This is a genomic window from Marinobacter psychrophilus (genome assembly GCF_001043175.1).
In the GTDB taxonomy this organism is placed as follows: Bacteria; Pseudomonadota; Gammaproteobacteria; order Pseudomonadales; family Oleiphilaceae; genus Marinobacter; species Marinobacter psychrophilus.
On record NZ_CP011494.1, the window covers coordinates 1707133 to 1729443 of the forward strand.

Genomic DNA, 22311 nt, shown 5'->3' on the forward strand with positions numbered 1-22311 from the left:
CATCGCCACGCGGCTTTCTAGGTGTGCTGTTCAAGCGGCACATCGTCGTGCCAGTCCTCCATCGAGTCGTACATCTCGCCTTTGAGGATGTAGTAGGGCGCTTTCTGGTAGATCTTGATGTCGTGAAACGGGTCGGTGAAAATCTTGGCCATCCACACCAGACCTGACTGCACGCCCATCAGTTTGAAAAGATGTACGGTTCTGAACACCACGGCACCCAGACCGACAAACAACCATATCAGTGCGGTGTTGCTGATGAATTCAACCAGATTGGTTGCCGGGGAGAGCAGGCCGAGCAGGTCGGGGTTCAGCAGCAGTGCCACCGGGGTCAGCGCCCAGATCGATAGCAGCACCACCTTGCGGTTGAGGTTGTAGCCCACTTTTACACGTTCCTTGAAATCGTGGCTGGCCTTGTTCACCTCATCGTAAGTCTTCGGCTCAAAGAAGAAGTGACCCGTTTGGCGCAGTGTCATCGCCAGCAGCCAACCAACAAGCGCCGCCGCCGCCGGATGAAAAAACACCAGGCCATAGCTGATCAGAAAACAGCTGGCGCTGAGTAGATGCAAAAACTGGTTGATCCGATTGTGATGATAGTAGCGGTGATCGTCCCACCGTTGTTTTTGTAATTCCTCACGAAATGTCATGGCAGCGTCCTTATACATCAAGTGTTGTAGTGGGTTCTTCGGATCGACTGGAATCGTGCAAGGGCAAAGCTGGCAGCGGGTGGCCTGACAACAGCGCTTCACCCATCCTGACCGGCTGGCCTTCGACGATTCCGGGGCAGAGTTGGTATTGCTCTGAGGCAAAAACAAGGATGGTAGAGCCGTGCTGGAAATAGCCCATTTCCTGGCCTTTGCGCAGCATTGCATTGCACGGAATCACGTTGGCACCCCGGTATTTCAGATCCAGCGGCTCGGCCAGAAAATGAAATTTCATGCTGGCCACCAGAATGGCGGCAACCGGCACCAGCGTCAGGCTGTAATCTGGATGGCCAAACTCCAGTTCCAGAACCGCCCTTTCGTTTTTGCAAAACAGTTTTTCGACTTTTTTCAGGGCGATGGGGTTTACGTTCCAGGTGTCCCCGGACACGTAGTTCACCCGGCGAACCTGGCAGTCTACTGGCGCATGAAACCGGTGATACATGCTGGATTTAAGCCGCAGGGTGACAAATTGGCCGTTTTGGTAGCGCGCTGCCAGCCTAGTATCCGGGATCAGTTGCTCCAGGGTGTAAGGAAAACCCTTGGCCTGAAACAGCCGGTTGTCCTGAATACGGCCGCAGGCGCCAACGATGGCGTCGCACGGGCTGCTGACAGTGCCCAGCCGGTTGTCTAGCGGGCGCAGGCCAGGCTTGAGCTGCCGTGTGAAGCACTCTTGGAGGCTTTTAAAACGCGGGTTTTTAGCATCCTGTAACCGCAGGTCGTCACAGAAGCACTGCCAGATGGCAATGGATAGCCGAGTCAGGGCGGGGCTTTCAATACGGCTGAACCAACCCATAAACAAGGTGAGCCAGAGCCGAGGCAGGCGGTTGGTCAGCAGAAAATTCAGTTGTTCGCCGGTGGTTAAACCAGGCGTTGCCTTTTTAACCGAACTCACTAGGCTACCGTCACTTCAGCGTGAACCTGTTCCGGGTAGTCCAGGCCCAAATCCTCAAGAAACTTCCGCATGATGGGTTCCGCCTGGAACCGGGCTGCGCGTTTGCGAGCATTCTCGGCCATCACATTGCGGTCGTTCGAGGCGCTGAAGAACTCCACAACCGCTTCGGCCATCGTGCTTACATCCTCGGTCAGGTAACCGCTAACCCTGTGCTCAAGGATGTCTTTCGGGCCCTTGCAGTTGTAGGCTACTGCGGGCATGCCGTGGGTAAAGGCTTCAAGCAGCACGTTGCCGAAAGTGTCAAAACGCGAGGGAAATACAAACAGATCCAGCCCTAGATACAGTGACGCCAGTTGCTCCCGGGTTTGCCAGCCTAAAAATACGGCGTCCGGCAGGGCTCGCTGAAGGTCTTCGCTGGCAGGGCCGGAACCGGCCACAACGATTTGCAGGTTGGGCAGTGACAGGCGCGCTTCCTGAACGATTTCGGGCAAATCGAAAATGCCTTTTTCGCGGCTTAGCCGGCAGGCGATAAACAGCACCGGTGTTTTTTCGTTGGCGCCGGGAATCAGATCCGACTTGCGGGCAGGTTGCACCTGAAGGTCCCGCGGGGCGGTGTGGTGGGCGGTCAGAAATACCCGATCCTCTGGCAACTGCATTTCATGACCGATCAGCCAATCTCTGTGTTCACGGTTGAGCACGAACACACCGTCAAACCGATTGTAGAGCGCCCGCATCAGGCGGCGAACCCGGTCTCTTTCGTGCTGATTCAGATGGGTGGTGTGAGCGATAAAATCAATCCAGTCTGTGTGCATGAAGAAGTAGCAGGGCACGTTGAACATCTGTTGCAGAAACAGCGCAACCAGCGCCATGGGGCCTTCGGTGGAGCAGACAATCCGGTCGTAGCCGCCTTGGTAGAATATTCGGGCAATTTCCATCACATCCGGCACCCGCAGGGTTTGATCGCCGAAGGGGTGCAGGTCAATGTCCGCAATAGGCCGAACCACACTCAGGTGGGGCTCGGACACGGCGTCGGAATGGCAGATCAGAAAATCAAGCGGCAGATTGGTACGTTTGATCTCTTTCAGCTTCCCGCTCAGCGAGGTGGAGACCCCGTTTTTATCCAGCAGCGTGTCGGTCAAACACAACGCCCGCCGGGAGTGCTCGTTTTTGCCCAGTTGCCGGGCAAACTGGTTGAGCAGGTCGCGGTTCTGATACAGCACGCGGGTTGAGGCAAGAGTAGACCCGGCCAGTATGGTGCTGATCAACACCGGGAACGAGAGGCTGTCCAGAATTTCGGCCAGGTTAATATTGCTCATGTTGTCCTGGCGCTTGCTGTCGCCCAGAAACAGGGCCGTGAGCTGGCTGGGTATTTCCAGTTTGCGGGTTAGCTCCTCGGTGGAAAAATCTTTCAGGCTGAGGCCGTTGTGCTTGTCCACCGCTTTGCGAATGCGCTTGGCGATCAGATGGTTCAGGTGGTTGAACAGCTCGCCGATGATCTGGTTGACGGTGTCCACAAACGCTTCGGGATGGTTGCGCTTGCTGTCGGCGATTTTATCCAGCTGGGTAATGCAGAACGCGTAGTCTTTTGACGCCTGCCATTTCAGAAACCGCTTGGGCTTCTTGCCCTGAAGTGCATCGTGTATGAGGGCGAAAAACACAGCGGTTTTCTTGTGCTTTTGCATTTCCAGAAACAGGTTGGCGACTATAAAGCAGCCCATCTTGTCCCAGGTAGACCCGCGATGAAGAAGAATTCGAAGCAGGCCCGGGTCTTTCAGTTTGGTGGCCGCCTGGGCGAAGTAATCCAGCAGGGCAATGTTGAGTTTCTGGTTCTCGCCAACGTTGCCGAAAGGCGCTATCTGGCCGTTGCGCAGCGCTTCCAGGGCCAGATCGGATGCGGGTTGGGTTTTCAGGCGTTTTTGCAAATCGGGCAAGTAAAGCTGTGAGCCGCAAAGGCCGGCAAAAATACCGGTGTGGTCGTCAGAGCCGCCCGTCATCACTTTGGGCTTATCGGGGTCAACACCAAATTCTGCGGGGTCCAGTTTGTGCTTGCTGGCATAGGCTCGAATGCTTTCTGGCGTCAGGCTTTGCACCCAGTTCAGAGTGAGTACGCTTTGCCACAGGTCCCGCTGGCCGTTCAGCACCTCAAAGCGCCAGAACATCACCGCCAGTTTTTCGAACAGGCACAAATCAATACGCTCGTTGCGGCTGTAGAAGTAGAGCGGGTGGGGCAGAATCACCGGGATGTCATAACTGGCGGCGTAGCGCAGAAAATCGTAGATATTCTGGCGCTTCTCGTTGAGGAGCACTTCCTGTTCGCGGGTGAAGCCGTAAGTGAGCACGTGAATAAACAGATCGTACTCGGGGAAGAAACAGGTGAACTCGCAGCCCACCAGCACATCCACGCCTTTGTCTTGAAGCGCCCAGCAAGAGCGAGCGTTGTTGTGGTTGGTGACAGTTACCACGGAACTGCCGTTCTGCCCGAGAACCTCCACCAGTTTCTTGGTTTTAATCCAGGTTTCAGGCAGGCGCAGTATTCGGCCCCAGAGTTCATCGGGCACGTCGCTGTTATGGTCGTGGCAGTGAAAGTCGATCTGCAGGCAGTTTTCGGGGTCGAAACGCCCGGCCTGCTGACTGAGAAAATGGTCAAATTCTGCTCTAAGCCCATTACGGAACTGTGGTTCGCCGTTGCTTTGCGCTTGCATCGTCATACTCAACCCACCTTTCTGGAGTATTGGTCCTGGTTCGTCATCGGGCCGGAACCGGGCCTTTCACCCGATCTTTGGCCGACTTTTCACGAGATGTTGCCAGCGGGCCAGACAGCCTGCCGGCAAGAAACGGGAATCGGGCTGTCAGCACGTCAACCAGAAACTGTCGCTTGATCGCCTTATTGGTCAGCTCCGGGCTTTGCCACCACCAGCCATCTGACTGCATTTGATGGGCGGCGCTGACAAACCGTTCAACCACTTGGTTGAAGTCGTCATCGGTAAAGCGGTAAGTCATGATCAGCCGCCCGGTACCGGTCCAGCTCAGCTCAAGGCCGGCCTGTCTCAGGTAGAATTGAAACATCCAGTTGTAGCGGCCAGGCAGGGTGTAAAGCACCGATAAAATTGAATGGATGTTGGTGATTTGCAGAGGCAACCCCTCGCTTTCAAGCCGCTGATTGAATTGGGCCACTCGGGTGTTCCACAGGCTTTCGGACTCCAGGTATTGCTGCTGGATATCGGACTGCCCGATACGGTTCAGGAACACATTCATCGCACCCATCACATAGGGGTGGGAGTTGAACGTGCCGCGGGCAAAGGAGACATTGACCGGCTGGTTGTCTTTGAAGCGCTGCATCAGCTTCTGAGTTCCTGCCAGCACGCCGACAGGGAGACCGCCGCCCAGGGTTTTGCCGTACGTCACCAGGTCCGCCTGTACGCCGTAAAACTCCTGGGCGCCGCGATAGGCCAGTCGGAAGCCGGTAAAAACTTCGTCAAAAATCAGCACAATGCCGCGTTCAGTGCACACATTCCGAATTCGGGTGAGCCATTCGCTATAGCGCTGTTTGTCGAAGCCGTTGCTGCGGTCGCTGGCGATAAGCGCGGTGTCAGAGGGTGCGTCACAGTTGGGGTGGAAAGCCTGCAGCGGGTTTATCAGCACACAGGCGATGTCGCTGCGGGTGCGCAGTACGTGTAGGGTTTTTTCGCTCAGGTCTGCCAGAGTGTAAACATCCCGGGCTTTGCGGGTGTTACCGATGCCCGGCTGAACGCCGTCCCACCAGCCGTGGTAGGCGCCGCAGAAACGCACAAGATGGGTCTTGCCGGTGTGGTAGCGCGCCAGCCGCACCGCCTGCATGACGGCTTCAGTGCCGGACATGTGAAACGACACCTCGTCCAGCCCGGACACCTGACGGATGATATTCACGTTTTCAGCAATCAGAGGGTGATACAGGCCCAGCACCGGCCCGAGGGCTTTGGTTTGCGCGATGCCCTCATCCATGCACTGTTTGTAGAAGTCGTAGCCGAAGACGTTGACGCCGTAAGAACCGGACAGGTCATAGCGCCAGTTGCCGTCTAGATCCCGAACCTGGGAGCCACGGGTTTCATCGGCCATGGAGCCAAGCAGGAAGCAGTCTGGAAGTTGCCGGCTGTAGGGAAAGGGCACCCGGTAGCGGCTGGTAAAACGCACATCCGAAACGCTGTTCTGAATGGCGCGACAGTGCGCCAGGGTTTCGGCGCACTGTTGCTCGGCATTGGCCTGAAGCCCCCGCATGGCCTTTCGGCGCTGTTGCTGCACCGCTGGCGGCGCACCGTCACTGGCGAAAAAGTCGTGCTCGCTGTAGCTGAAAAATGGAATCAGACGGGCAATGCGCCGAGACAGGTTACTGTGCCCCCGGAGCGAGGGATGTTTCGCCCGTGAAAGTTGAAACCTGGCCGCAAGCCTGTAAATAAGGTAAGGACTGGCCATGGCCGCGACGGCGTAAAAAACAAAGGTAGACGTCATACACTCTATTCCTGCTGAATTACGCTAAAACTAGCAGGGCAAGGTGAACGCTTTGTGTCAGTTTTCCGACAGTTATATGACAGGGCTGAATATCGCGGAGATAGTTTGGATCAGAAATCAATGTGGTAGTTGATGACCTCCATCGAATATCGTTCAGCAGGTCGGCATGGTTTGCAGGGCAAGTTTACGGCGAATATAACGCCCGAGAGTATCAATGCCAATGTTGAGCAGCGCCGTTATCAGAATCAGCACCATGGCACGATCAAAGCGGATGTTCTGAATAGCGCTGTCTACATAGAAGCCAAGGGTGTAAATGCCAAGAATCCCCAGTATGGCTGTCTCCCGCATGATGATTTCCCAGCGATAGAACAGAAACGCGAGAAATGAGCGATATACGCGGGGTACCAGCTCCCAGCTATAACGGTTGAAGCCCTTTGCCGCGTCTGGGCGGAGTTTGATGGCATTGGTTTGCCGGCCAATCAGGTGGCCAATAATCCCGCCGTTGTGCAGCGCTAACGCAACCACCGCAGGCAGCATGGAAGGCCCCCAGAGTTGCAGCAGAATGTACGCCAGAATGTACTCAGGCGTAGATCGCACGATCACCAGAACCACATGCCCGGCAGTGCGCCGTACTGGCCCGCCAAAGTGGTTTGATATCAAGGGAAATGCCAGTAACGAGAGAATCCCTGTCGCTACAAGCGCGATCTGAGTGAGCACAAGGGTGTTCCAGATGCCTGGCATCGCCTCGTTGATCATCAAATCACTTAGCCAAGGCGTTAGCCCCGTTAAACCTTCTCCGTTGCGCAATGGCGCGGGTACGATGTCTTCGGTGAAAAAGCGCTGCACATTGCCCCAGACAATGGGCAACCCCTCACCCAGAAAAAAGGGAGCGCCAAGAACGTAGACCGGCAGAAGCTTTGGCCTTACCCAGAGTGGCATGGTGGCAATTAACACATAGAACAGAATCAGCATCGCGCCAGCGTCGGAATAAAGCCCTTGGGAGAACGATGCTTCAAGGTAAAAGCCAAGCGTGGGCAATCCAACGAAGCCAAGAATGGCACTGGAGCGAAGGCCGCATTCAAGTCTGTAGGCGGTGTAGGTGCGCATTTTTGCCCAGCAATCGGGAATGCGGGCATAAAGGAACGCCGAAATATTACCAGTGCCGGGCGGCAGTACGCGGCCGGATTCCGGGTTGGCCTCTTCCAGGATTTCTGAATAGACCTTGGCGAAAATCCCCGCGTAGGGAATGGCGATGGCCAACACGCCCGTGAGTGGGTGAAAACCAAAGAACTGCAGAAAAATCAACGCCCAGAAAAGCTCGTGAATGGCGCGGATGAAGGCGCAAAAAATCCGCACCGGCAGGGATCGGTAAGCCAATGCCATCAGGAAGCCAGCGACACTGCCAAGCGCAACCCCGACAAAGGCAAAAGCGACCGTTCTCAACAGTGCGGTCTTCAACCCTTCAGTGCTGAAAAAGTTGGGCGTTGCGATGCCAAACAGGAAATTACCAAGATCCCGCCAGGGGTTGGAGGAGGTCACCGCGATGTCTGCAAACAGCAACCCAACCAACGCGATGGCAAGGAAAATCAGGCTGACACGCACCGTTGGAGAAGAGGGCATAGAACGGGCCGCGTTACCTAGTAAAGAGATACAATGTCTGCCGCTGCAAGGTGTTCGCTGGGTTGGTCCAAGGCGACCTGGCCATCCTGAATGCCAACGATTCGGGTACAGTAATTCAGTGCCAGGTCCACATCGTGCAGCGCAATAATACTGGTGGTGAAGCGATCACGCAGTTGCATCATGACCGAGTTCGCCATGGGGCCATCGAGTGCAGAAACCGGCTCGTCGGCCAACAGCACGGCTGCGTTACGGTACAGCGATCGCGCAATAGCAACACGCTGGCGCTGCCCACCGGACAGAGAGGCTGCCGGTGTCCATAGCTTTTCGGTGATACCCAGTGACTGCAATAAGGACAGCACGTCAGCCTTGTCTTTGGCGAACGGGCGGGCAAGCGTGAGGGTGTTGTACCACGTGGGGTGTTTATCGAGCTGGCCCATAAAGACGTTATGAAACACCGAAAGAGCGTTTACCAGGCCAAGATCCTGAGGGATCAGAGACGAATCCCGGTTTATCCGTTCGTAAATCAGGCGAATCAAGGTGGATTTTCCCGCACCACTTTTACCCACCAGCGCGATTTTATCGCCCGGATTAACCGTCAGCGACAACGGGCCTATAACCCGTTTGCCGTTGAATGATGCGGTAAGGTCCGTAAGGTCAAAACCTGTCATTAATCGAGAATCCCGATCTCTTGAGCTGTTTTACGAATCGGCTCATAGTCGGCGTTAGAAGCAGGAATAAACCCTGAGCGCGGGAAGCTTGCCAGCAGTTCCGGGTTATCAAGGTTCAGCAGCGCCTCGGTAACGCGCTGCTTGAAGCCATCACCAAAACGCTCGTCCACATCGCCACGAATCGTCCACTGATAATCCGGGTAGTGGGGCGTTTTCCAGATCACCTGAACGGCATCGGTGTCTATGTTTCCATCACTCAGTTCTTTCTCCCAAACCTGAAAGTTCAGCGCGCCTACATCGTAAGTGCCGGCTTCAACCAGGCGAAGGGTGCGCGTATGGTTGCCGCTGAAGCCAACGCGCGAAAAAAAGTCATCAGGCTTTGCACCAAAGGTGTCGCGCACATAGAACTCAGGCATGAGTCGGCCAGATGTCGAGCCTTTGGAACCGAAGGTAAAGGTTTTACCTTGCAACGAATCTTTGAGTGCTGAAAGCTCCGCGGCGGGTTCTATACCCGTGTTGGTATTGGCAATAAAATAAGTCTCGAAGGCTTCGTCTTCCACCCCTTGGGCGATGGCTTCAGAGCCAGGAACCAACCGGCGCGCCTGCACACCAGAAAGACCGCCAAACCACGCCAGTTGAACCTGATTGTTACGGAACGCTGAAACGGCAGCCGCGTAGGACTTCACGGGAATATAGCGTACATCAACATTCAGTTGCTCAGAGAGGTAGTCCGCCACACCGCGAAAACGCTCAACCAGTTTGGTTTCGTCTTCATCCGGAATTGCCGTGAATACCAAGGTCTCAGCCGATGCAGCAGCAGCGGTGAAACAGAAAAAACAGGAAAGCATCAACTTCCGTATTACATGCGTAGCCATGTGAAATCCTTGATCGTCTAACGAATTGATAAATCAGAAAGGCCGTGCGGGCGCATCAGTGGGCTGCAGGATACTCTGATTCCTATCAATCTTGAACTCTACCAACGCAAAGACGGGATGATGTGGTCTTCTCGTTTTCTTGTGCTGCTCTATTGAAGGAACTATAAACATAATAGCGTTGCACGCCGATAGAAGGCGGGCTGAGTTCTACGTTTATGCTCAGCTTAGCTTTAGACCACTTGTCATCGGTCAACCGCTAGCGGCATATGCAAGAAAGGGGGCGGGTTTATGTCAAAAGAATATTTGGTCGCATTATTCCCACGCAGGCGTCGCGTGCTGATCAACGGTCAGTTTATGGGGACCACCAACACCAAACTTGAACTTGAAAGCGGCGTGTATGAGGTGACCCTTGGCCCTCCACTCAATTTCTCTCCTGAAAAATTCGAAATTGATTTGCGCAACACATCGTCCCTTATGCCGTTGATGATCGAGCTCACAGAGGCCAAATGATGAGTCAGCATGCCATACGACTGGCCATCGCCATCTTGGCTTTTATCCTACTCCCGGGCTGCGCTCACTACATCGTCAACGATCGAAGCCAAAACTTTGATGCAGAGTCAGGCTATCGGTTTGATGCCCTTGATCGCAGTGAACTTAATAGCGATTCCCTTTTTGTCTGCCTCATGTTCTCCGGCGGCGGTACGCGTGCGGCCGCTTTATCCTACGGCATTATGGAATCTCTGAGCGATACGGTTATTCGTGTCGATGGCCAGGATAAGCGCCTTTTGGATGAAGTGGACTGTATTTCTTCGGTATCGGGAGGTTCTTTTACGGCCGCTTATTACGGGTTGTTTCGGGAACGGCTGTTTGAAGACTTCGAGGGCCGTTTTCTGGAGCGCGATGTTCAGGGCGCATTGGCCGGCCGGCTGTTTAATCCTGTGAACTGGGCGCGACTGGCGTCGCCGTATTTCAGCAGGATAGACATGGCCGCAGAGTTGTACGATAGAGACCTCTTCGATTCGGCGACATTTGAACAACTGCAACGTAACGGGCGACCCTTTGTTATTCTCAACGCCACCAATTTGGGAGTTGACCGGCGCTTTGACTTTACCCAAGAGTATTTCGACGCCCTTGGTTCGCGGCTGGATTCATACCCGGTCTCTAGCGCTGTGGCGGCCTCATCCGCTTTTCCCTTTCTTTTGACCCCCATCAGCCTGAAAAATTATCCGTTGGCCGAAGGCTACAACGCCCCCTGGTGGTACAAGGGCGCAATCAGGCCCGCTAGCTGGACCAGTGAACGTTACAATGCTGCGAAAAACCTGAGCGTTTATCTGGATAAGGAGAATCGCTATATCCACCTGATGGATGGCGGTTTATCGGATAACATCGGCGCAAGATCTGTTTTGAATGCCTTTGATCGCGGCTTCATTCGAACTCGCATTAACGAGGGCGCCATCAGGCAGCTGGTGTTGATCGTGGTTAACGCGCGCACCCAAAGTGAAGATCAGCTCAGCCGCAGCGAGAAACCGCCGGGATTCTTCACCGTGGCAGCGAAAGCCGGCACGGTGGCTATGGATAATTACAGTTATGACAGCGTGACCAAACTACGCGAGGCCCTTTATACCCGCGTGCAGACCCAAATGAACGACCAGGCCTGCGCGGCGTTGCTGTCTACACAGTGTCCTAATGCCCCCGAACCTATTGCGTTTGCAGCCGATATCGATCCGTATGTGATCGAGATTAATTTCGAGCAGGCCAGTCAAATCCCTGGCGAGAAACCTCGCTATTATCTGGATATGCCGACTTCTTTCACACTGAGCAAGGAGCAGGTCAAAAAGCTCGTCGCCATCGGACCGAAGCTGCTGAAGGCAGCGCCTCAATACCAATGCATGATCAAAGTGCTGGCGGCCGAAGCAGAGAGCAAGCCCCGCCCGGAGGAATGCCCGGTGGGCGCGGGAATTTACACTAATGACTGAGGCGAACCCTAAAATACTTCACATTTGAGGATCGGATTGCTACCTCCGGAATCCGCTTGCTGGCCCGATTTTCAAGTTGCTTCATCCAATTTTCAGGGAAGACACACCCTCCAGTCGGCCTCTATATATTCTGCTTGAACTCCACACAAAAGGATGGATACTCGATCGAGTAATCTTTTGCCACTGCTTGGCCTGACTTACATGAAAGTGTCTCTACCGCCAGTCAGTGTGCAGTTTAAAAGCCGCACAAAGGAGCAAGCCGATATGTTTGACCCGACAACGTTAAAAGATAAGGTGGTATTTATTGCTGGCGGAACAAGCGGCATCAATCTGGGTATAGCCAAAGGCATGGCGGCCGTTGGTGCGAAGGTGGCCGTACTTGGCCGAAACGCAGATAAAGCCGCAGCGGCAGCTCAAGAGATTTCTGAAAGTGTTAAAAGCAGCAACGGACACAGTGCGATTGCGCTAACGGCTGACGTTAGAGACCCCGAACAGGTGGCGAGCGCTTTGCAGGCCTGTGTTGCGCAACTTGGCAAGATTGACTGTTTAATTTCCGGTGCGGCCGGTAACTTCCCGGCACCTGCCTTGGGGATCTCGCCGAAAGGCTTTAAGACCGTTATCGATATTGACCTGATTGGCACATACAACGTGTTCCATTTAGGCTTTCAGCACCTTAACAAAGGCGCCTCTTTAATCGCGATCAGTGCTCCACAAGCCGTGTCTGCAATGCCTTTCCAGGTTCATGTTTGCGCAGCCAAAGCGGGCATCAATATGATGATTAAATGCCTGGCAGTGGAATGGGGCGCGTCTGGCATTACGGTCAACGGCATTTCACCAGGGCCAATCAGCGGCACCGAAGGCGCCGAGCGTTTAGCGCCCACCCCCGAAACGAAAGCAATAATGGCCAAGAAAATTGCCAGTAAACGATTTGGTGAAGCCAAAGAAATAGCCGACGCCGCGATTTTTCTTGCCAGTGATATGGGCCACTATATGAACGGGACGATTATGACGGTAGACGGTGGCACCGAACTGGGCGATGCCAGCATGGATTGCCTTAGCGTTCCATCGCGCTAGCGCAACGTTGTACGACGCTTCGTGATTCGGCGGGGCAAAATGCAAGACCAGACTCCGATGTTCTGGTCAGTCAGCTAACGCTGACGGCCTTGAGTCGGCCTTGCCAGGCTCAAGGCCGACAGCCGTTAGCGTTTGCCGAGCTTGCCCAGTTCACGTCCCAGCAGGCTAACCATCTTATGGGCGGTACCGGTTACCGCTTACTCAACCGTGAGTGCCAAGTTACTCACCGACACCGGGTCACGACCCGCAAGCCGAGCCTCTAGCAAACATCGCTTGTCAGTCATGCCGGACTTCGAGGCGCTGTTCTCGTCGCTAAGGTGTACTTCCAGCCTGGTGATTTGACCCGCGAAGCGCGCGAGAACGTGGTCAAGAATTTTTTTGACACTCTGAGTCATAGCCTCGTTTCCGGAAATATTCTTGTCTGTATTTATTTGGATATGCATATAGATTTTCTCCAGTAATGTTGGGTGTTTCAGGCATGACGCGAGTCACAAAAAGCGGCGACTATAGAATGGGACCAAAGGGGCCTTGGAAAGTTCGCCTAGCGGCCACCGGCGTGCTGGCTGAAAGACTTGGGTAAGGTGGTGAAGAGCGGGACGGGATCGCACGACAATGCTTGAAACGAGGCATACCGACGGTTCCCTGTCTGTTTGCTCAATACTCCAAAACTGGCCTGGTTTGGGGTTTACTTCGGCTATAGTCAACGTGTCCCCAACACAAACATCAAAAAATTGGCGACTCGAGTCAGTTAACCTAAAGGCACCGCTTCTATGATATTTACTGCAGGCGTCAAACGCACCAGTCTACTTGCAGCAGCATTGATGCTCTCACTCGCCGCAACAACAACTGCAAACGCAGCCTGCTCAGACCCAGCCGCACTGGGCGTTGACTGGGAAGGGTGCGAACTGAAGAGCGCTTATCTGATCGGCGTGAACCTGACCGGTGCGAATTTGACCAGCGTGAACCTGACCAGCGCAGAACTGGGTGGAGCCAATCTGCTCGACGTAGACCTGACAAATGCGAATCTGACCAGTGCGAACCTGAGAGCGGCGAATCTGAGCAATGCGGACCTGACCAACGCGAACCTGACCAACACGCAGCTGGGCGGGGCGTACCTGACACAAGTGAACCTGAGCGGTGCGAACCTGACTGGCGCGAACCTGAACCGCACGACCATGCAAAAGTCGAGCCTGAGAGACGCGGAGCTGAGAGGCGCGAACCTGAGATTCGCCGACTTGGAAGGTGCGAACCTGATTTCTGCGGACATGAGTTACGCGGACATGACCAGCGTGAACCTGATCAAAGCAAACCTGCACAACGCGAACCTGAGTAACGCGTACCTGAGCGGCGCGAAAATGCAATACGTTGGCATGGGCAGCGCAAACCTGGTTCGCGCAGACATGAGAGACGTTAATCTGAACTTGGCTAGCCTGTCCCACTCGGACATGGACAGCGTGAACCTGACCAACTCTAAACTGAGAGGCACGAACCTGACCGAAGTGAACCTGCAAAACGCGATCCTGAGCGGCGCGGACCTGAGTGGCGCGAACCTGAGCGGCGCATATCTGTTTGGCGCTGACCTGACCGGCGCGAACCTGACCGGCGTGGACTTGAGAGGCGCAGACCTGGCGACCGCGAACCTGAACGGTACGAACCTGGGCGGTGCACTCTGGGTTAACGGTATGCAATGCGCCAAGGTGTCCATCGGTGGATGTAAGTAGTCTTGATTTGGCTCAGGGCAGGGCGGAAAGAACGATAGCCTCGTTCCGCAAGGAAGTCATATCATAGTAGCCTTTTAAGGGATTTGTTGAGGGTCGGCGTGGACTGGTCGATATGTCGCTCAGCCGATCCGGCCCTAAATTCGCCTCTTTGCCGTGTTAAGAAGGGAAAACCACAACGTCATCTCCCTCTTGCCATGGCGGAAACTTGGTCATGGCTTGCAGAAAGAATGAGTGCTCCAGCCAGTGTTGTAACCACAGATGCAGGTTCGGGTAAGGTAGGCGGTAAAAAACATCGCGATCCACATGGGCGAATTGGCGAACAAAAGGCACGATACTAATATCGGCAATGGTCGCGTTATCCCCCAGTAGGTAAACGTTTTTAGTCAGCAACTCTTCTAAAACCTGTAAAAAAGCCTCGCCCCGTTGCCGATACTCTGACTGGGTCATTTCGAGATATCGGTCGGCGTATTTATAGCGATCCAACCAATGTTTAAAGTCGTTGTCGTTTTGCTCAATCAGAGCATTAGCCTGATCCAAAACCGTTGCATTTAAAAGCCCTTGTGGGTCTTGCTGCCGAAGCGCCCACACCATTATTTCCCGGCTCTCTTCAACCACGGTACCATCCAAAAGCTGTAAAACAGGCACCGTGCCTTTCGGGCTAATCGCCAGCATCTGGTCCGGTTTTTTTTTCAACATTATCTCCCGCAGCTCCACCTGCAAATCAGCAAACAAGAGGCCGAGACGGGCGCGCATGGCATAGGGACAGCGACGAAAAGAGTACAGGCGGTGAAGTGAGGACGTCATGGGTCTTTCTTCGCAGTTGAATCGAAATCAGCGGACTTGGCTCTTTTAATCAACGCAACCAAGTCTGGCGCGATTGGCATTTTCCTAATCGGACGGATATTAATTGCCCTTACGTCTAGAGCTTGGTTTAAAAAGTTTAAACCAAGCGATTAAGCCCGCTATAGACCCGAGTCCCAGAAAAACGAAAAATTCTTCGACGTTAAAGTCGCCAACTTCATACATTAGCCCCAGGAAAACGAGAAGAAATGTCCCAATGGTGCCGAAAATCCTTAAAATCATATGTTAATCCTCGAATTTTTTATCGCCTCCGCTCTCTGCCTGAGCATGTGCCTGATTACTGGTGCGCCAGCGCGTAGTCGATAGCCGCACACACTGCGGTAGCCTGTGCAGTATTGCATTGCTCGGGCGTTGTACGGGGGCTGTCGGGATAGACCTCAGTGGTGGTTTTGTATGGGGCGCTGGTGATACTGGCACACAGGCCCAGCTGCTTGAGCGGATACTGTATAACGCCCCGAGCGACCACCGGTGAGCCGATGAGCTCGCCGCTGTCATCGGCCGGAGCGATATGAGTGACTTGCTCCACCGCCTTGATCACCGCCTGTTGAAACTCAGGCTGCGGGTTCTCGCTGTCATCGACCAGATAGAAGCCATTGGGAATCCCAGCCGGCTCGAACGGCTTGCCGTCGCGGGCCGCCAGCGCGGGACGAAACTCGGTTTCGTCGGTATCGGTGGTTTCGTGCAGGTCGATATGCATCAGTACTTTATCGCGAACGGGCGCCACCAGTCGCATCAGCGCCGCCGACTCCTCAGCCGGACTGCCATGGCAGAACGAGCGGTTCGGGTCGACCGCGTTCGGGTTCCAACGATGAATGCGCTCGTAAGCCCAAGGGCTAACACAGGGCACAACCAGCAAGTTGACGCGGCCCGCGTAATCCGCCGCATGCTGATCGACAAACTGCAGCGCACCTTGTACACCGCTGGTTTCATAGCCGTGTACTCCGCCCGTTATCAGCACGACGGGCAGATTGTCACGCCAGTCGCGACTCCGGATCGCCATCAGCGGATAGCTTTCGGAGCCATAGTCCAGACGGCCATACTGTTCCACGTCGAAGCGCGGGCGCAGGCGCTCGGTCACACTCAACACCTCGGACTCGTAGCTGCGTTGCCGGGGCCGTCGTGACAACCACTCTGCGCGTTCCACGTCGCCCCAAGGAGCGTCGGGCGTACCGATCGGATAAGGTGCGGTCGTTGTGCTCATATCGTTCTTCTCCAGTGATGGCGAATGCTTGGGCTTTGCGTCTCCGCCTCATCCCGCTTGTGATGCCTATGCAGGTGGTGGCGAATCAATCGTTTCAGCTTATCCCGTTTTTCGCTCAGTTTTTTAAAAGGGCCAGACCATTCCTTCGCGGCTTCTGACGACATTTTGCAGCCATCGATGGCAAACAGCTCGTTGCTCAGAAGGCCCTGTTCATGGAATACCAGCAGTACTTGCTAAAACAGCTCTTCGATCTCATCGGCGTGCTGGCTGACGAACCTGGCCAGGGTGGTGAAATGCGAGACGGTATCGCAGGACAGCGCTTTGAAGATTATGTTGGTCTCAAAAGCACCACTGGATCTCGCGGCTGGAGCTGCTCTTAGTGGTTGATGACCACCATCGAATCTTGATCGTAGTTGTAGTGCTTGAAACGAGGCACTCCGACGCCTCTTTATCAGTTTGCTCAATGCTACCAAAATCAGTCTGACTTGGGTTTTTTCTACAGCCTCAACGTTTAGGTTAAGGGACTGGCTTTAGCCAGTTCCAGTGAGCGAAGCGAACAATTTGAACCATTTTTAGGCTTCGCTGGGATGGCTTTGAATTTTTCCTTTCTCTCCATAGCTCGATTCCCACTCCACTACAACACCGAGCCTTTTCGATAGCTGGCTGGAAAAACCTTTAATGTCATCCTTTATTCGTTTTCTTGTTTCTTTATTCGCTGGCAATTCGTATTTGAGACCATCCCACTTGATTTCTATAATTGAGCATTTCTCATCTTTTGAAATGGCGCTTCCTGGCTTGAGCTTGGTTATATATACCGAATTCCGAAGGAAGCTTTTCAATAACATTAAGAAGTTCTTTAAATTCGACTGCAACCCCATCTAAATAGTACGTTGTTGATTTTATCAGTGCAGGGCCTAGCCCTTTGTTTGTAATATAAAATCCGCATATAAAATTTACTGAGTCTATCTCTATTAACTCATATAGGTGCGGCCTAACGGTTAGCTTATTGTGTTTTCTGCTACTAGTAATCGACCATAAGGCAACAAATAAAGCGAGTATTGCAATAGTCGATTTTGGATCAAATAGTTCTGTAAAGGTCATACGCTATCTTCCTTGTAGGCATAACGCCCAAAGCAGCAGAACGAAAAGCCGTAGGTTTTTGTGTGGACTTCCCCAATAAAATGCACACGCCCCATCAGTTAATTCCTTCGAACTTAATCGGATTCCGGTAACCAAGGCCATTGTGCAGCCGTTGGGTATTATAAAAGCCCTCAATATAGGCTTTTATATGTTTTCGTAATTGCCGCATTGTCACGAAGCTGGTTGCATGCAGCAATTCTCCCTTGAGGGTCTTGAAGAACGACTCCACCTCCGCATTATCAGTGCACTGGCCGGGGCGATTCATGCTGTGCCGTACCCGGTGTTGATTCAGCAAAGCCTGTGTTTTGTGAGCGCGGTATTCGATGCCACGATCCGTATGGAGCAACAGGTCTGACACTGGTTTCCGGCTAGTGAAAGCCTCGCGGAGTGTGGCTCGGGCAAAGTCTGCACTCAGATTCTCTCCCAGCCGCCAACTGATGACGCGTCGTGAATACAGATCCAGCACTACGGCCAGGAACACATATTTTTCATCCAGCTTTATGTAGGTGACATCACTGCTTCACTGCTGGTTCGTTTGTTCCTGTATCTTCTTTTTGGCGTCTACTGGCGCTTTCTTGACCCGTTTCATGGCGAATTTTCCCTCTCGGTACTCCTTACGCCAGCGTGACAGCATGAAAGGGTGAATATCCAGCGCTTCGGCAACGCTTTTCACACTGCGATGGGCCTGGTGGCTCCATTCCACCGCTTTGACTTTGAACTCAGTGCTGTACCGCTGAGTTTTCTTCCCCGTGATCATCTCCGGCATCGCTTTGCTCCTCTTGCAGAGTTATCGATGCGTGTCCACTAAACCGGGGGAAGTCCAAGGTCGATTTGATGGCTTTGTTAGCATTTATTATTGTGCTGGCTCTTTAAATGCTTTTTTAGGTTCTTGGGGTTTAATTTAATATTGCACTCTGGGCAATTTATATACGCTCTAGTATTTTCAACTCTCTCAGCTTCCACTAAGAAGTCATTGCTACCCGAACCACCACCCTGATTAACACTCCGGTCTAAAGGCGTTTCCCCCACAGGAAACTTATTACAAATAGATTCAAATGCTTTTTTACAAACCGACTCAATACCAGGAGCCAACTGCATTGCTGTTACACCCATCAATTCTAGATCGAGCATAACGTTGCTCCTTTCTTTAACCGATAAAGTATATTTCTTTAAAAACGTTCTTTCTTTTGTCTCGTTTAATCTAACGTGAGCCTCTGGGTCTGCACAATTTGTAAACCAAAATATTCCTTGTTGTAACATTTGCTTGTGATTATTTCTAAACGTTGGCCTAAGAATAGTAACGTGACCTTCATTTTCATCATCGTATTGATATATCTGTTTAAAGGTATTCATCCATTGATTCTGATCGAAACTATAAAGTGCTACTTCTTCAGATACGGGCTCAAAGTGGTTCACACCTTCAAATGCGAAATAAGCTGCAACATATGGAGAAAATGACCAATCGAGTAAAGGCGTAGGAAAACCATTGTGTTGTAAAAATGCAATAAACTGCGCCATTTCAATTGGATCTGATAAGTCTCTATTTTTCCCATCCCATGCTTCGACTTGTTCTTGAATTTGAGGAATCACAAAGACGAAGTAGGCTTTAAAATCTTCAAACGTTCGAACTTGCTTTGTCCTATGGATTGACGTTTGTAGCATCCAGGATGAGTTCGACTGCCCTCGATAAATGTATTGACTGCGAGATTTTATATCCTCAGTGACAAGATTTTTATATTCTTCCCAGGTTACTTTCATCGCTACTCCTTTTAGATGCTAACGCATTAATCAGCCGCTGCGTCAGCAGTCAGCTGCATTTAATTGTCATGTTCTGGGGAGACCAAAGACTCAATCATCTGATCATAGGCACGTTGGCGTAGCTGAACAGCCAGCATTACCGAGCTAAAGATCACGAGCAAAAATCCCGCTACTGAAGAGGCCCCCTCACTCATTCCCATTACAGTTAATGACACGAGCAGTAAGCCGCCATAAACGAAAATAGAAAAATGCGTGAACCAACAATCTATATAGCGAAATACCTTATTCCGACCTACGTTGGTGTATTGAAACGTACCATTCTTAAAGGAGATAATCCCAGGAGTTTTTTTAAGCGCGTATATTATTTTTGAACAACCATCATGTTTGACTAATTCGGCCACATCACTGTAGTTCATCTTAAGGCCATGTATAAGTCTGAAAAGCTCGGTGGTGGAGTGTTTTCTCTCCCTACTGATCGCTTCTTCAAACTTCTCGAGGAGTTCGGCCTTCACCTTCCTAGCTTGGCCCATGTTGTAAAAAATGAGAGCCATAGTTCCAAACGAAGAAATGGCGCCAAATACACGTTTTGTTGCAATATTAAAGTCCATTTTTTAAATCTCAGTGAAAATAACACCTGCATAAACGGCGGCTTTTACGCAGCAAAGCGGAGAAAAAGCCGTCCGGTGGAGCCTCTTCGGGCCGGAACGAATTTAATGCATTTGTCAGGCATTATCTCCATCTAGGGAATACAAGCTTTCCGTGCCTGGCTCTAGGAAAACCATACTTTGGTGCGAAATTTCTATACCAGAGTACTTGTCCCCGACAATGTTCGATAAATTTGGAGTCATTCCAAAGCATTTTCATATCTTTTTTGTCTAGCCGTTTTCCAGTTTCTTCCTTATGCATATCAGAAAAAACCCGACCTGTGTAAGGATTCAGTTTAGGCCACTCTCTAGTTTTGGATTTGTAATGACCATGCGGTACCGACGGGTAGCAATCCCTATCACCAATGGTGAACATCCACTGATTCATCATCAGTAATTCAAACCACGGTGGTTCATTGCTTTCAGATTTACTAGTGCCGTCCACTTCATCCTTGTTAGCGTTCTCGTTTGAATAATCCGATTCTGGATTAGCCGGTTTGCCCTCAGGATTTGATATTCTTGGATCAGCGTCGCGATCATCGGTATCTATTAACCAATCAGCAACTTTACACCGCTCACAGTATTCGGAATAGCCAATTATTCCTGTCATAAAGCTTATGTCTGATAGTAGTTTTATATATTGAGACATATAACTCTCTGATTTAATTGGGCCGCCTAACGCCTCAATCACCGGATTGGTAAAGTTAGCGGATTTTTTGGAGCAAAAAATGTGACTACTTTGGCAAGTCCGAGTGCATTGACTTGTTATATTCTTTTACACTTACCATTGCCCATTTCTAGTAAGCTCAAATCGAACTCCTTCAACGTCTGTAACGAGGTCAGCTAAGGACAAGGAAAGCTCTTCATGTCCATTATCTGAAGAGTATTCAACAAATTTAATACGCATAGAAGCTGAAGCAACCTCTAACACATCATTATGAACTTCCCCTTTAGGTAATGTCATATAATGATATGGCATACGTCCATGTGTAAATTGAAGGTCTTCAAAAAGCTGCCTAATATCAGGGTCATCTGTCCCACAGCCTAGAAATAGAAAAGTGTGTGTTAATGCTAGTGATTTTAAAATCTCATAAAATAAAACATACTTAGTCCTAGCTTCGGCATAATCGTTTCTTGTGAAAATAATTTCTGTTGGGTTATTCGCTGAACCATGTGTCTTGATAATTAGACGCTTATCCCCACCCAATAAATAGTTAGCTATGTCACTACTTGTATGATCTTTGATAACCACAGAGCTAGCTGATTCAGAAGAGGCATATGTATCATAAATATTGTCGAAATTTGGGCTTGCTACAATCGATGAATCTAATTTGTAAATTTGCTCATGAATAGAAGCATGGCGGTAGCCTGAGCGTTGATATTCTTGTTGTACTTTCTCTGTAAAGTCATCAGCTCCCATTCTTTCTTTAATCAACTCACAAGCAGTTAAGAAGTCTTTTTGGGAAATCAAAGTATTAATATGATCTACATCGGTTAAGTTGCTTACGCAATTCTTTAAAAAGTCTTCCCATGTATCTGGCCTTTTCCCTTTTGCATTAGTGGAGTTTCTAGAAACACCAGCACCTAAAACTATTACACAACGTCTACGAGCAATTGCATTAATAATCGAGTTATCCCAACTAATCATTCAAACAACCTCGCATATAACACTTCTGAAATACTATGAAAATATTCACCAGCTTCAGATACCCGTGTATATTGAGAGCCAACTATTCCATCTTGCGCGCCTAACGAAAAAACTGGGGCATGGGCTTGCTGTGAGAGAGGCACTACACTACTAAGCGTTGGTATTACACCTAAATCTACATCGCTTTGATTTACATTAAATGCAGAGCACAGGTTAGCTATTTCATCTTTCTGCTTCTCAATTATTCGCTCAAATGCTTGAACTGGCTGTCTTATACCTCCTTTTGTTTTTGCTTTATACTGTTGCATCACATAGCCTAGGAATTTTAAGTCCCACGTAATATCTTTATTTTCAATTTGAAAATTGTAACCCTCATCACGGTGGTGTTTAGCTATTGCATCTTCTAAACTTTGACGCCAGTTATCAAACGAGCTTATTATGTTCCCTACAGCCATTAAGCTAAATATATCCACTGACAATGGCATTAAAAAATAATCTACAGCTAATAATACCGAGCGATTTAATGCTCCTAAAGATGGCCCCATATCCACTAATACTAAATCATAATTATTTAAACGAGAGAGCAACTCTTTTATAGCATATGTCGTTTGAAACCCTCTAGACTCTCCATTTCTTGTTGAAGCCCAATCTGTCGCTAATAAATCCTCCCTAATAGATAATTTAGGGTCTCCTACAATTAGGTCAACTTTAAACCTTTCACTACGAACTATTGTAGGCATCTCAATTGGATAGCCTTGCCCTCTTCGGATAGGCTCATAAAATGAGTCCAAACTATTGTGTTTATTATCTAATAATATTTTTTCAAGTTCCTCCTCAGGAAGGAGGTAGGCTGAGGCGTTACATTGTGGATCAGCATCAACAATCAACACTTTCAGTTTTTTATTTACAGCCAAGGATGAGGCTAAATTACATATTAATGTTGTTTTACCTACGCCGCCCTTGTTATTAAAAAAACCGATACTTTTCATTTTTACCCTTTAAAAATTGAATTATAATAAAAAACATAACGTCTGCGTCATGGATGAC

Annotated in this window: 20 protein-coding genes and 2 pseudogenes; 4 read left to right on the forward strand and 18 right to left on the reverse strand. The window is 50.9% G+C overall.

The window, feature by feature from the left end; all coding sequences use genetic code 11:
- Nucleotides 1-17 precede the first annotated feature (17 nt).
- The 7 genes from ABA45_RS07635 to ABA45_RS07665 all read right to left on the reverse strand — a co-directional run bounded on the left by ABA45_RS07635 (nucleotide 18) and on the right by ABA45_RS07665 (nucleotide 9241).
- Complete coding sequence (locus ABA45_RS07635) at nucleotides 18-644, reverse strand: hypothetical protein (RefSeq protein ID WP_048385082.1); 627 nt, start codon at nucleotides 642-644, stop codon at nucleotides 18-20.
- A 10-nt stretch (nucleotides 645-654) separates the two neighbouring features.
- Nucleotides 655-1593 (reverse strand): archaetidylserine decarboxylase, encoded by a 939-nt coding sequence (asd, locus tag ABA45_RS07640; protein ID WP_048385083.1) that lies wholly within the window; start codon nucleotides 1591-1593, stop codon nucleotides 655-657.
- A complete protein-coding gene (locus ABA45_RS07645; RefSeq protein ID WP_048385086.1) occupies nucleotides 1593-4301 on the reverse strand; it encodes a glycosyltransferase in 2709 nt (902 codons plus the stop codon). The genes asd and ABA45_RS07645 overlap by 1 nt, the downstream gene beginning before the upstream one ends.
- 37 nt (nucleotides 4302-4338) lie before the next feature.
- Nucleotides 4339-6078, reverse strand: coding sequence for an aminotransferase class III-fold pyridoxal phosphate-dependent enzyme (locus tag ABA45_RS07650; protein ID WP_048385089.1), 1740 nt, complete (start codon nucleotides 6076-6078; stop codon nucleotides 4339-4341).
- A 153-nt stretch (nucleotides 6079-6231) separates the two neighbouring features.
- Nucleotides 6232-7698, reverse strand: coding sequence for a PhnE/PtxC family ABC transporter permease (locus tag ABA45_RS07655; protein WP_048385091.1), 1467 nt, complete (start codon nucleotides 7696-7698; stop codon nucleotides 6232-6234).
- Nucleotides 7699-7715: 17 nt separating this feature from the next.
- A complete protein-coding gene (locus tag ABA45_RS07660) occupies nucleotides 7716-8366 on the reverse strand; it encodes an ATP-binding cassette domain-containing protein (protein WP_048385093.1) in 651 nt (216 codons plus the stop codon).
- Nucleotides 8366-9241 (reverse strand): putative selenate ABC transporter substrate-binding protein, encoded by an 876-nt coding sequence (locus ABA45_RS07665; RefSeq protein ID WP_198147078.1) that lies wholly within the window; start codon nucleotides 9239-9241, stop codon nucleotides 8366-8368. The genes ABA45_RS07660 and ABA45_RS07665 overlap by 1 nt, the downstream gene beginning before the upstream one ends.
- 288 nt (nucleotides 9242-9529) lie before the next feature.
- On the opposite strand from ABA45_RS07665, the gene ABA45_RS07670 reads away from it, so the two are divergent.
- The 3 genes from ABA45_RS07670 (at nucleotide 9530) to ABA45_RS07680 (ending at nucleotide 12291) form a co-directional block, all read left to right on the forward strand.
- Nucleotides 9530-9751 (forward strand): hypothetical protein, encoded by a 222-nt coding sequence (locus ABA45_RS07670; protein ID WP_048385097.1) that lies wholly within the window; start codon nucleotides 9530-9532, stop codon nucleotides 9749-9751.
- Nucleotides 9748-11217, forward strand: coding sequence for a patatin-like phospholipase family protein (locus tag ABA45_RS07675; protein ID WP_048385099.1), 1470 nt, complete (start codon nucleotides 9748-9750; stop codon nucleotides 11215-11217). The genes ABA45_RS07670 and ABA45_RS07675 overlap by 4 nt, the downstream gene beginning before the upstream one ends.
- Before the next feature lie 264 nt (nucleotides 11218-11481).
- Entirely contained in the window at nucleotides 11482-12291 is an 810-nt protein-coding gene (locus tag ABA45_RS07680; protein WP_014870912.1) for an SDR family oxidoreductase, read from the forward strand.
- A gap of 197 nt (nucleotides 12292-12488) precedes the next feature.
- On the opposite strand, the gene ABA45_RS19300 is transcribed toward ABA45_RS07680, so the two are convergent.
- On the reverse strand, nucleotides 12489-12686 hold the full coding sequence (locus ABA45_RS19300; RefSeq protein ID WP_227506165.1) for a hypothetical protein: 198 nt from the start codon (nucleotides 12684-12686) through the stop codon (nucleotides 12489-12491).
- A gap of 375 nt (nucleotides 12687-13061) precedes the next feature.
- On the opposite strand from ABA45_RS19300, the gene ABA45_RS07690 reads away from it, so the two are divergent.
- Nucleotides 13062-14012 (forward strand): pentapeptide repeat-containing protein, encoded by a 951-nt coding sequence (locus tag ABA45_RS07690; RefSeq protein ID WP_053076136.1) that lies wholly within the window; start codon nucleotides 13062-13064, stop codon nucleotides 14010-14012.
- A 156-nt stretch (nucleotides 14013-14168) separates the two neighbouring features.
- Here the strand turns inward: ABA45_RS07690 and ABA45_RS07695 are convergent, their stop codons facing one another.
- From ABA45_RS07695 to ABA45_RS07745, 10 genes and pseudogenes are all read right to left on the reverse strand, one after another.
- On the reverse strand, nucleotides 14169-14816 hold the full coding sequence (locus ABA45_RS07695) for a glutathione S-transferase (protein WP_048385101.1): 648 nt from the start codon (nucleotides 14814-14816) through the stop codon (nucleotides 14169-14171).
- Nucleotides 14817-15150: 334 nt separating this feature from the next.
- Nucleotides 15151-16074 carry a M14 family metallopeptidase gene (locus ABA45_RS07705; RefSeq protein ID WP_048385105.1) on the reverse strand — a complete coding sequence of 308 codons (924 nt, stop codon included), beginning with the start codon at nucleotides 16072-16074 and terminating at the stop codon, nucleotides 15151-15153.
- A gap of 32 nt (nucleotides 16075-16106) precedes the next feature.
- Nucleotides 16107-16510, reverse strand: a pseudogene (locus ABA45_RS19680) (transposase); the annotation flags it as partial.
- Between the two features lie 332 nt (nucleotides 16511-16842).
- Nucleotides 16843-17175 carry a hypothetical protein gene (locus ABA45_RS18880; protein WP_157035533.1) on the reverse strand — a complete coding sequence of 111 codons (333 nt, stop codon included), beginning with the start codon at nucleotides 17173-17175 and terminating at the stop codon, nucleotides 16843-16845.
- A 94-nt stretch (nucleotides 17176-17269) separates the two neighbouring features.
- Nucleotides 17270-17980: pseudogene (locus ABA45_RS18480) on the reverse strand (IS3 family transposase).
- A gap of 77 nt (nucleotides 17981-18057) precedes the next feature.
- Nucleotides 18058-18972 carry an FRG domain-containing protein gene (locus tag ABA45_RS07725; RefSeq protein ID WP_084708290.1) on the reverse strand — a complete coding sequence of 305 codons (915 nt, stop codon included), beginning with the start codon at nucleotides 18970-18972 and terminating at the stop codon, nucleotides 18058-18060.
- Nucleotides 18973-19031: 59 nt separating this feature from the next.
- Nucleotides 19032-19580, reverse strand: coding sequence for a hypothetical protein (locus ABA45_RS07730; protein ID WP_048385109.1), 549 nt, complete (start codon nucleotides 19578-19580; stop codon nucleotides 19032-19034).
- A 121-nt stretch (nucleotides 19581-19701) separates the two neighbouring features.
- Nucleotides 19702-20265 carry a hypothetical protein gene (locus tag ABA45_RS07735; RefSeq protein ID WP_053076138.1) on the reverse strand — a complete coding sequence of 188 codons (564 nt, stop codon included), beginning with the start codon at nucleotides 20263-20265 and terminating at the stop codon, nucleotides 19702-19704.
- A gap of 132 nt (nucleotides 20266-20397) precedes the next feature.
- Nucleotides 20398-21264 carry an SIR2 family NAD-dependent protein deacylase gene (locus tag ABA45_RS07740; RefSeq protein ID WP_048385111.1) on the reverse strand — a complete coding sequence of 289 codons (867 nt, stop codon included), beginning with the start codon at nucleotides 21262-21264 and terminating at the stop codon, nucleotides 20398-20400.
- Nucleotides 21261-22253, reverse strand: a complete 993-nt coding sequence (locus tag ABA45_RS07745; protein ID WP_048385113.1) for a ParA family protein — start codon at nucleotides 22251-22253, stop codon at nucleotides 21261-21263. The genes ABA45_RS07740 and ABA45_RS07745 overlap by 4 nt, the downstream gene beginning before the upstream one ends.
- Nucleotides 22254-22311: the final 58 nt, after the last annotated feature.

Bases quoted from the DNA above. Each gene is read 5' to 3' on its own strand.
- ABA45_RS07660 (WP_048385093.1), bottom strand. From the start codon at position 8,366: ATGACAGGTTTTGACCTTACGGACCTTACCGCATCATTCAACGGCAAA.
- ABA45_RS07730 (WP_048385109.1), bottom strand. From the start codon at position 19,580: ATGGACTTTAATATTGCAACAAAACGTGTATTTGGCGCCATTTCTTCG.
- ABA45_RS07665 (WP_198147078.1), bottom strand. From the start codon at position 9,241: ATGGCTACGCATGTAATACGGAAGTTGATGCTTTCCTGTTTTTTCTGT.
- ABA45_RS07650 (WP_048385089.1), bottom strand. From the start codon at position 6,078: ATGACGTCTACCTTTGTTTTTTACGCCGTCGCGGCCATGGCCAGTCCT.
- ABA45_RS07705 (WP_048385105.1), bottom strand. From the start codon at position 16,074: ATGAGCACAACGACCGCACCTTATCCGATCGGTACGCCCGACGCTCCT.
- ABA45_RS07735 (WP_053076138.1), bottom strand. From the start codon at position 20,265: ATGTCTCAATATATAAAACTACTATCAGACATAAGCTTTATGACAGGA.
- ABA45_RS07725 (WP_084708290.1), bottom strand. From the start codon at position 18,972: ATGAAAGTAACCTGGGAAGAATATAAAAATCTTGTCACTGAGGATATA.
- ABA45_RS07695 (WP_048385101.1), bottom strand. From the start codon at position 14,816: ATGACGTCCTCACTTCACCGCCTGTACTCTTTTCGTCGCTGTCCCTAT.
- ABA45_RS07740 (WP_048385111.1), bottom strand. From the start codon at position 21,264: ATGATTAGTTGGGATAACTCGATTATTAATGCAATTGCTCGTAGACGT.
- ABA45_RS07635 (WP_048385082.1), bottom strand. From the start codon at position 644: ATGACATTTCGTGAGGAATTACAAAAACAACGGTGGGACGATCACCGC.
- ABA45_RS07675 (WP_048385099.1), top strand. From the start codon at position 9,748: ATGATGAGTCAGCATGCCATACGACTGGCCATCGCCATCTTGGCTTTT.
- ABA45_RS07745 (WP_048385113.1), bottom strand. From the start codon at position 22,253: ATGAAAAGTATCGGTTTTTTTAATAACAAGGGCGGCGTAGGTAAAACA.
- ABA45_RS07680 (WP_014870912.1), top strand. From the start codon at position 11,482: ATGTTTGACCCGACAACGTTAAAAGATAAGGTGGTATTTATTGCTGGC.
- ABA45_RS07670 (WP_048385097.1), top strand. From the start codon at position 9,530: ATGTCAAAAGAATATTTGGTCGCATTATTCCCACGCAGGCGTCGCGTG.
- ABA45_RS07655 (WP_048385091.1), bottom strand. From the start codon at position 7,698: ATGCCCTCTTCTCCAACGGTGCGTGTCAGCCTGATTTTCCTTGCCATC.
- ABA45_RS19300 (WP_227506165.1), bottom strand. From the start codon at position 12,686: ATGACTCAGAGTGTCAAAAAAATTCTTGACCACGTTCTCGCGCGCTTC.
- ABA45_RS07645 (WP_048385086.1), bottom strand. From the start codon at position 4,301: ATGACGATGCAAGCGCAAAGCAACGGCGAACCACAGTTCCGTAATGGG.
- ABA45_RS18880 (WP_157035533.1), bottom strand. From the start codon at position 17,175: ATGACCTTTACAGAACTATTTGATCCAAAATCGACTATTGCAATACTC.
- ABA45_RS07690 (WP_053076136.1), top strand. From the start codon at position 13,062: ATGATATTTACTGCAGGCGTCAAACGCACCAGTCTACTTGCAGCAGCA.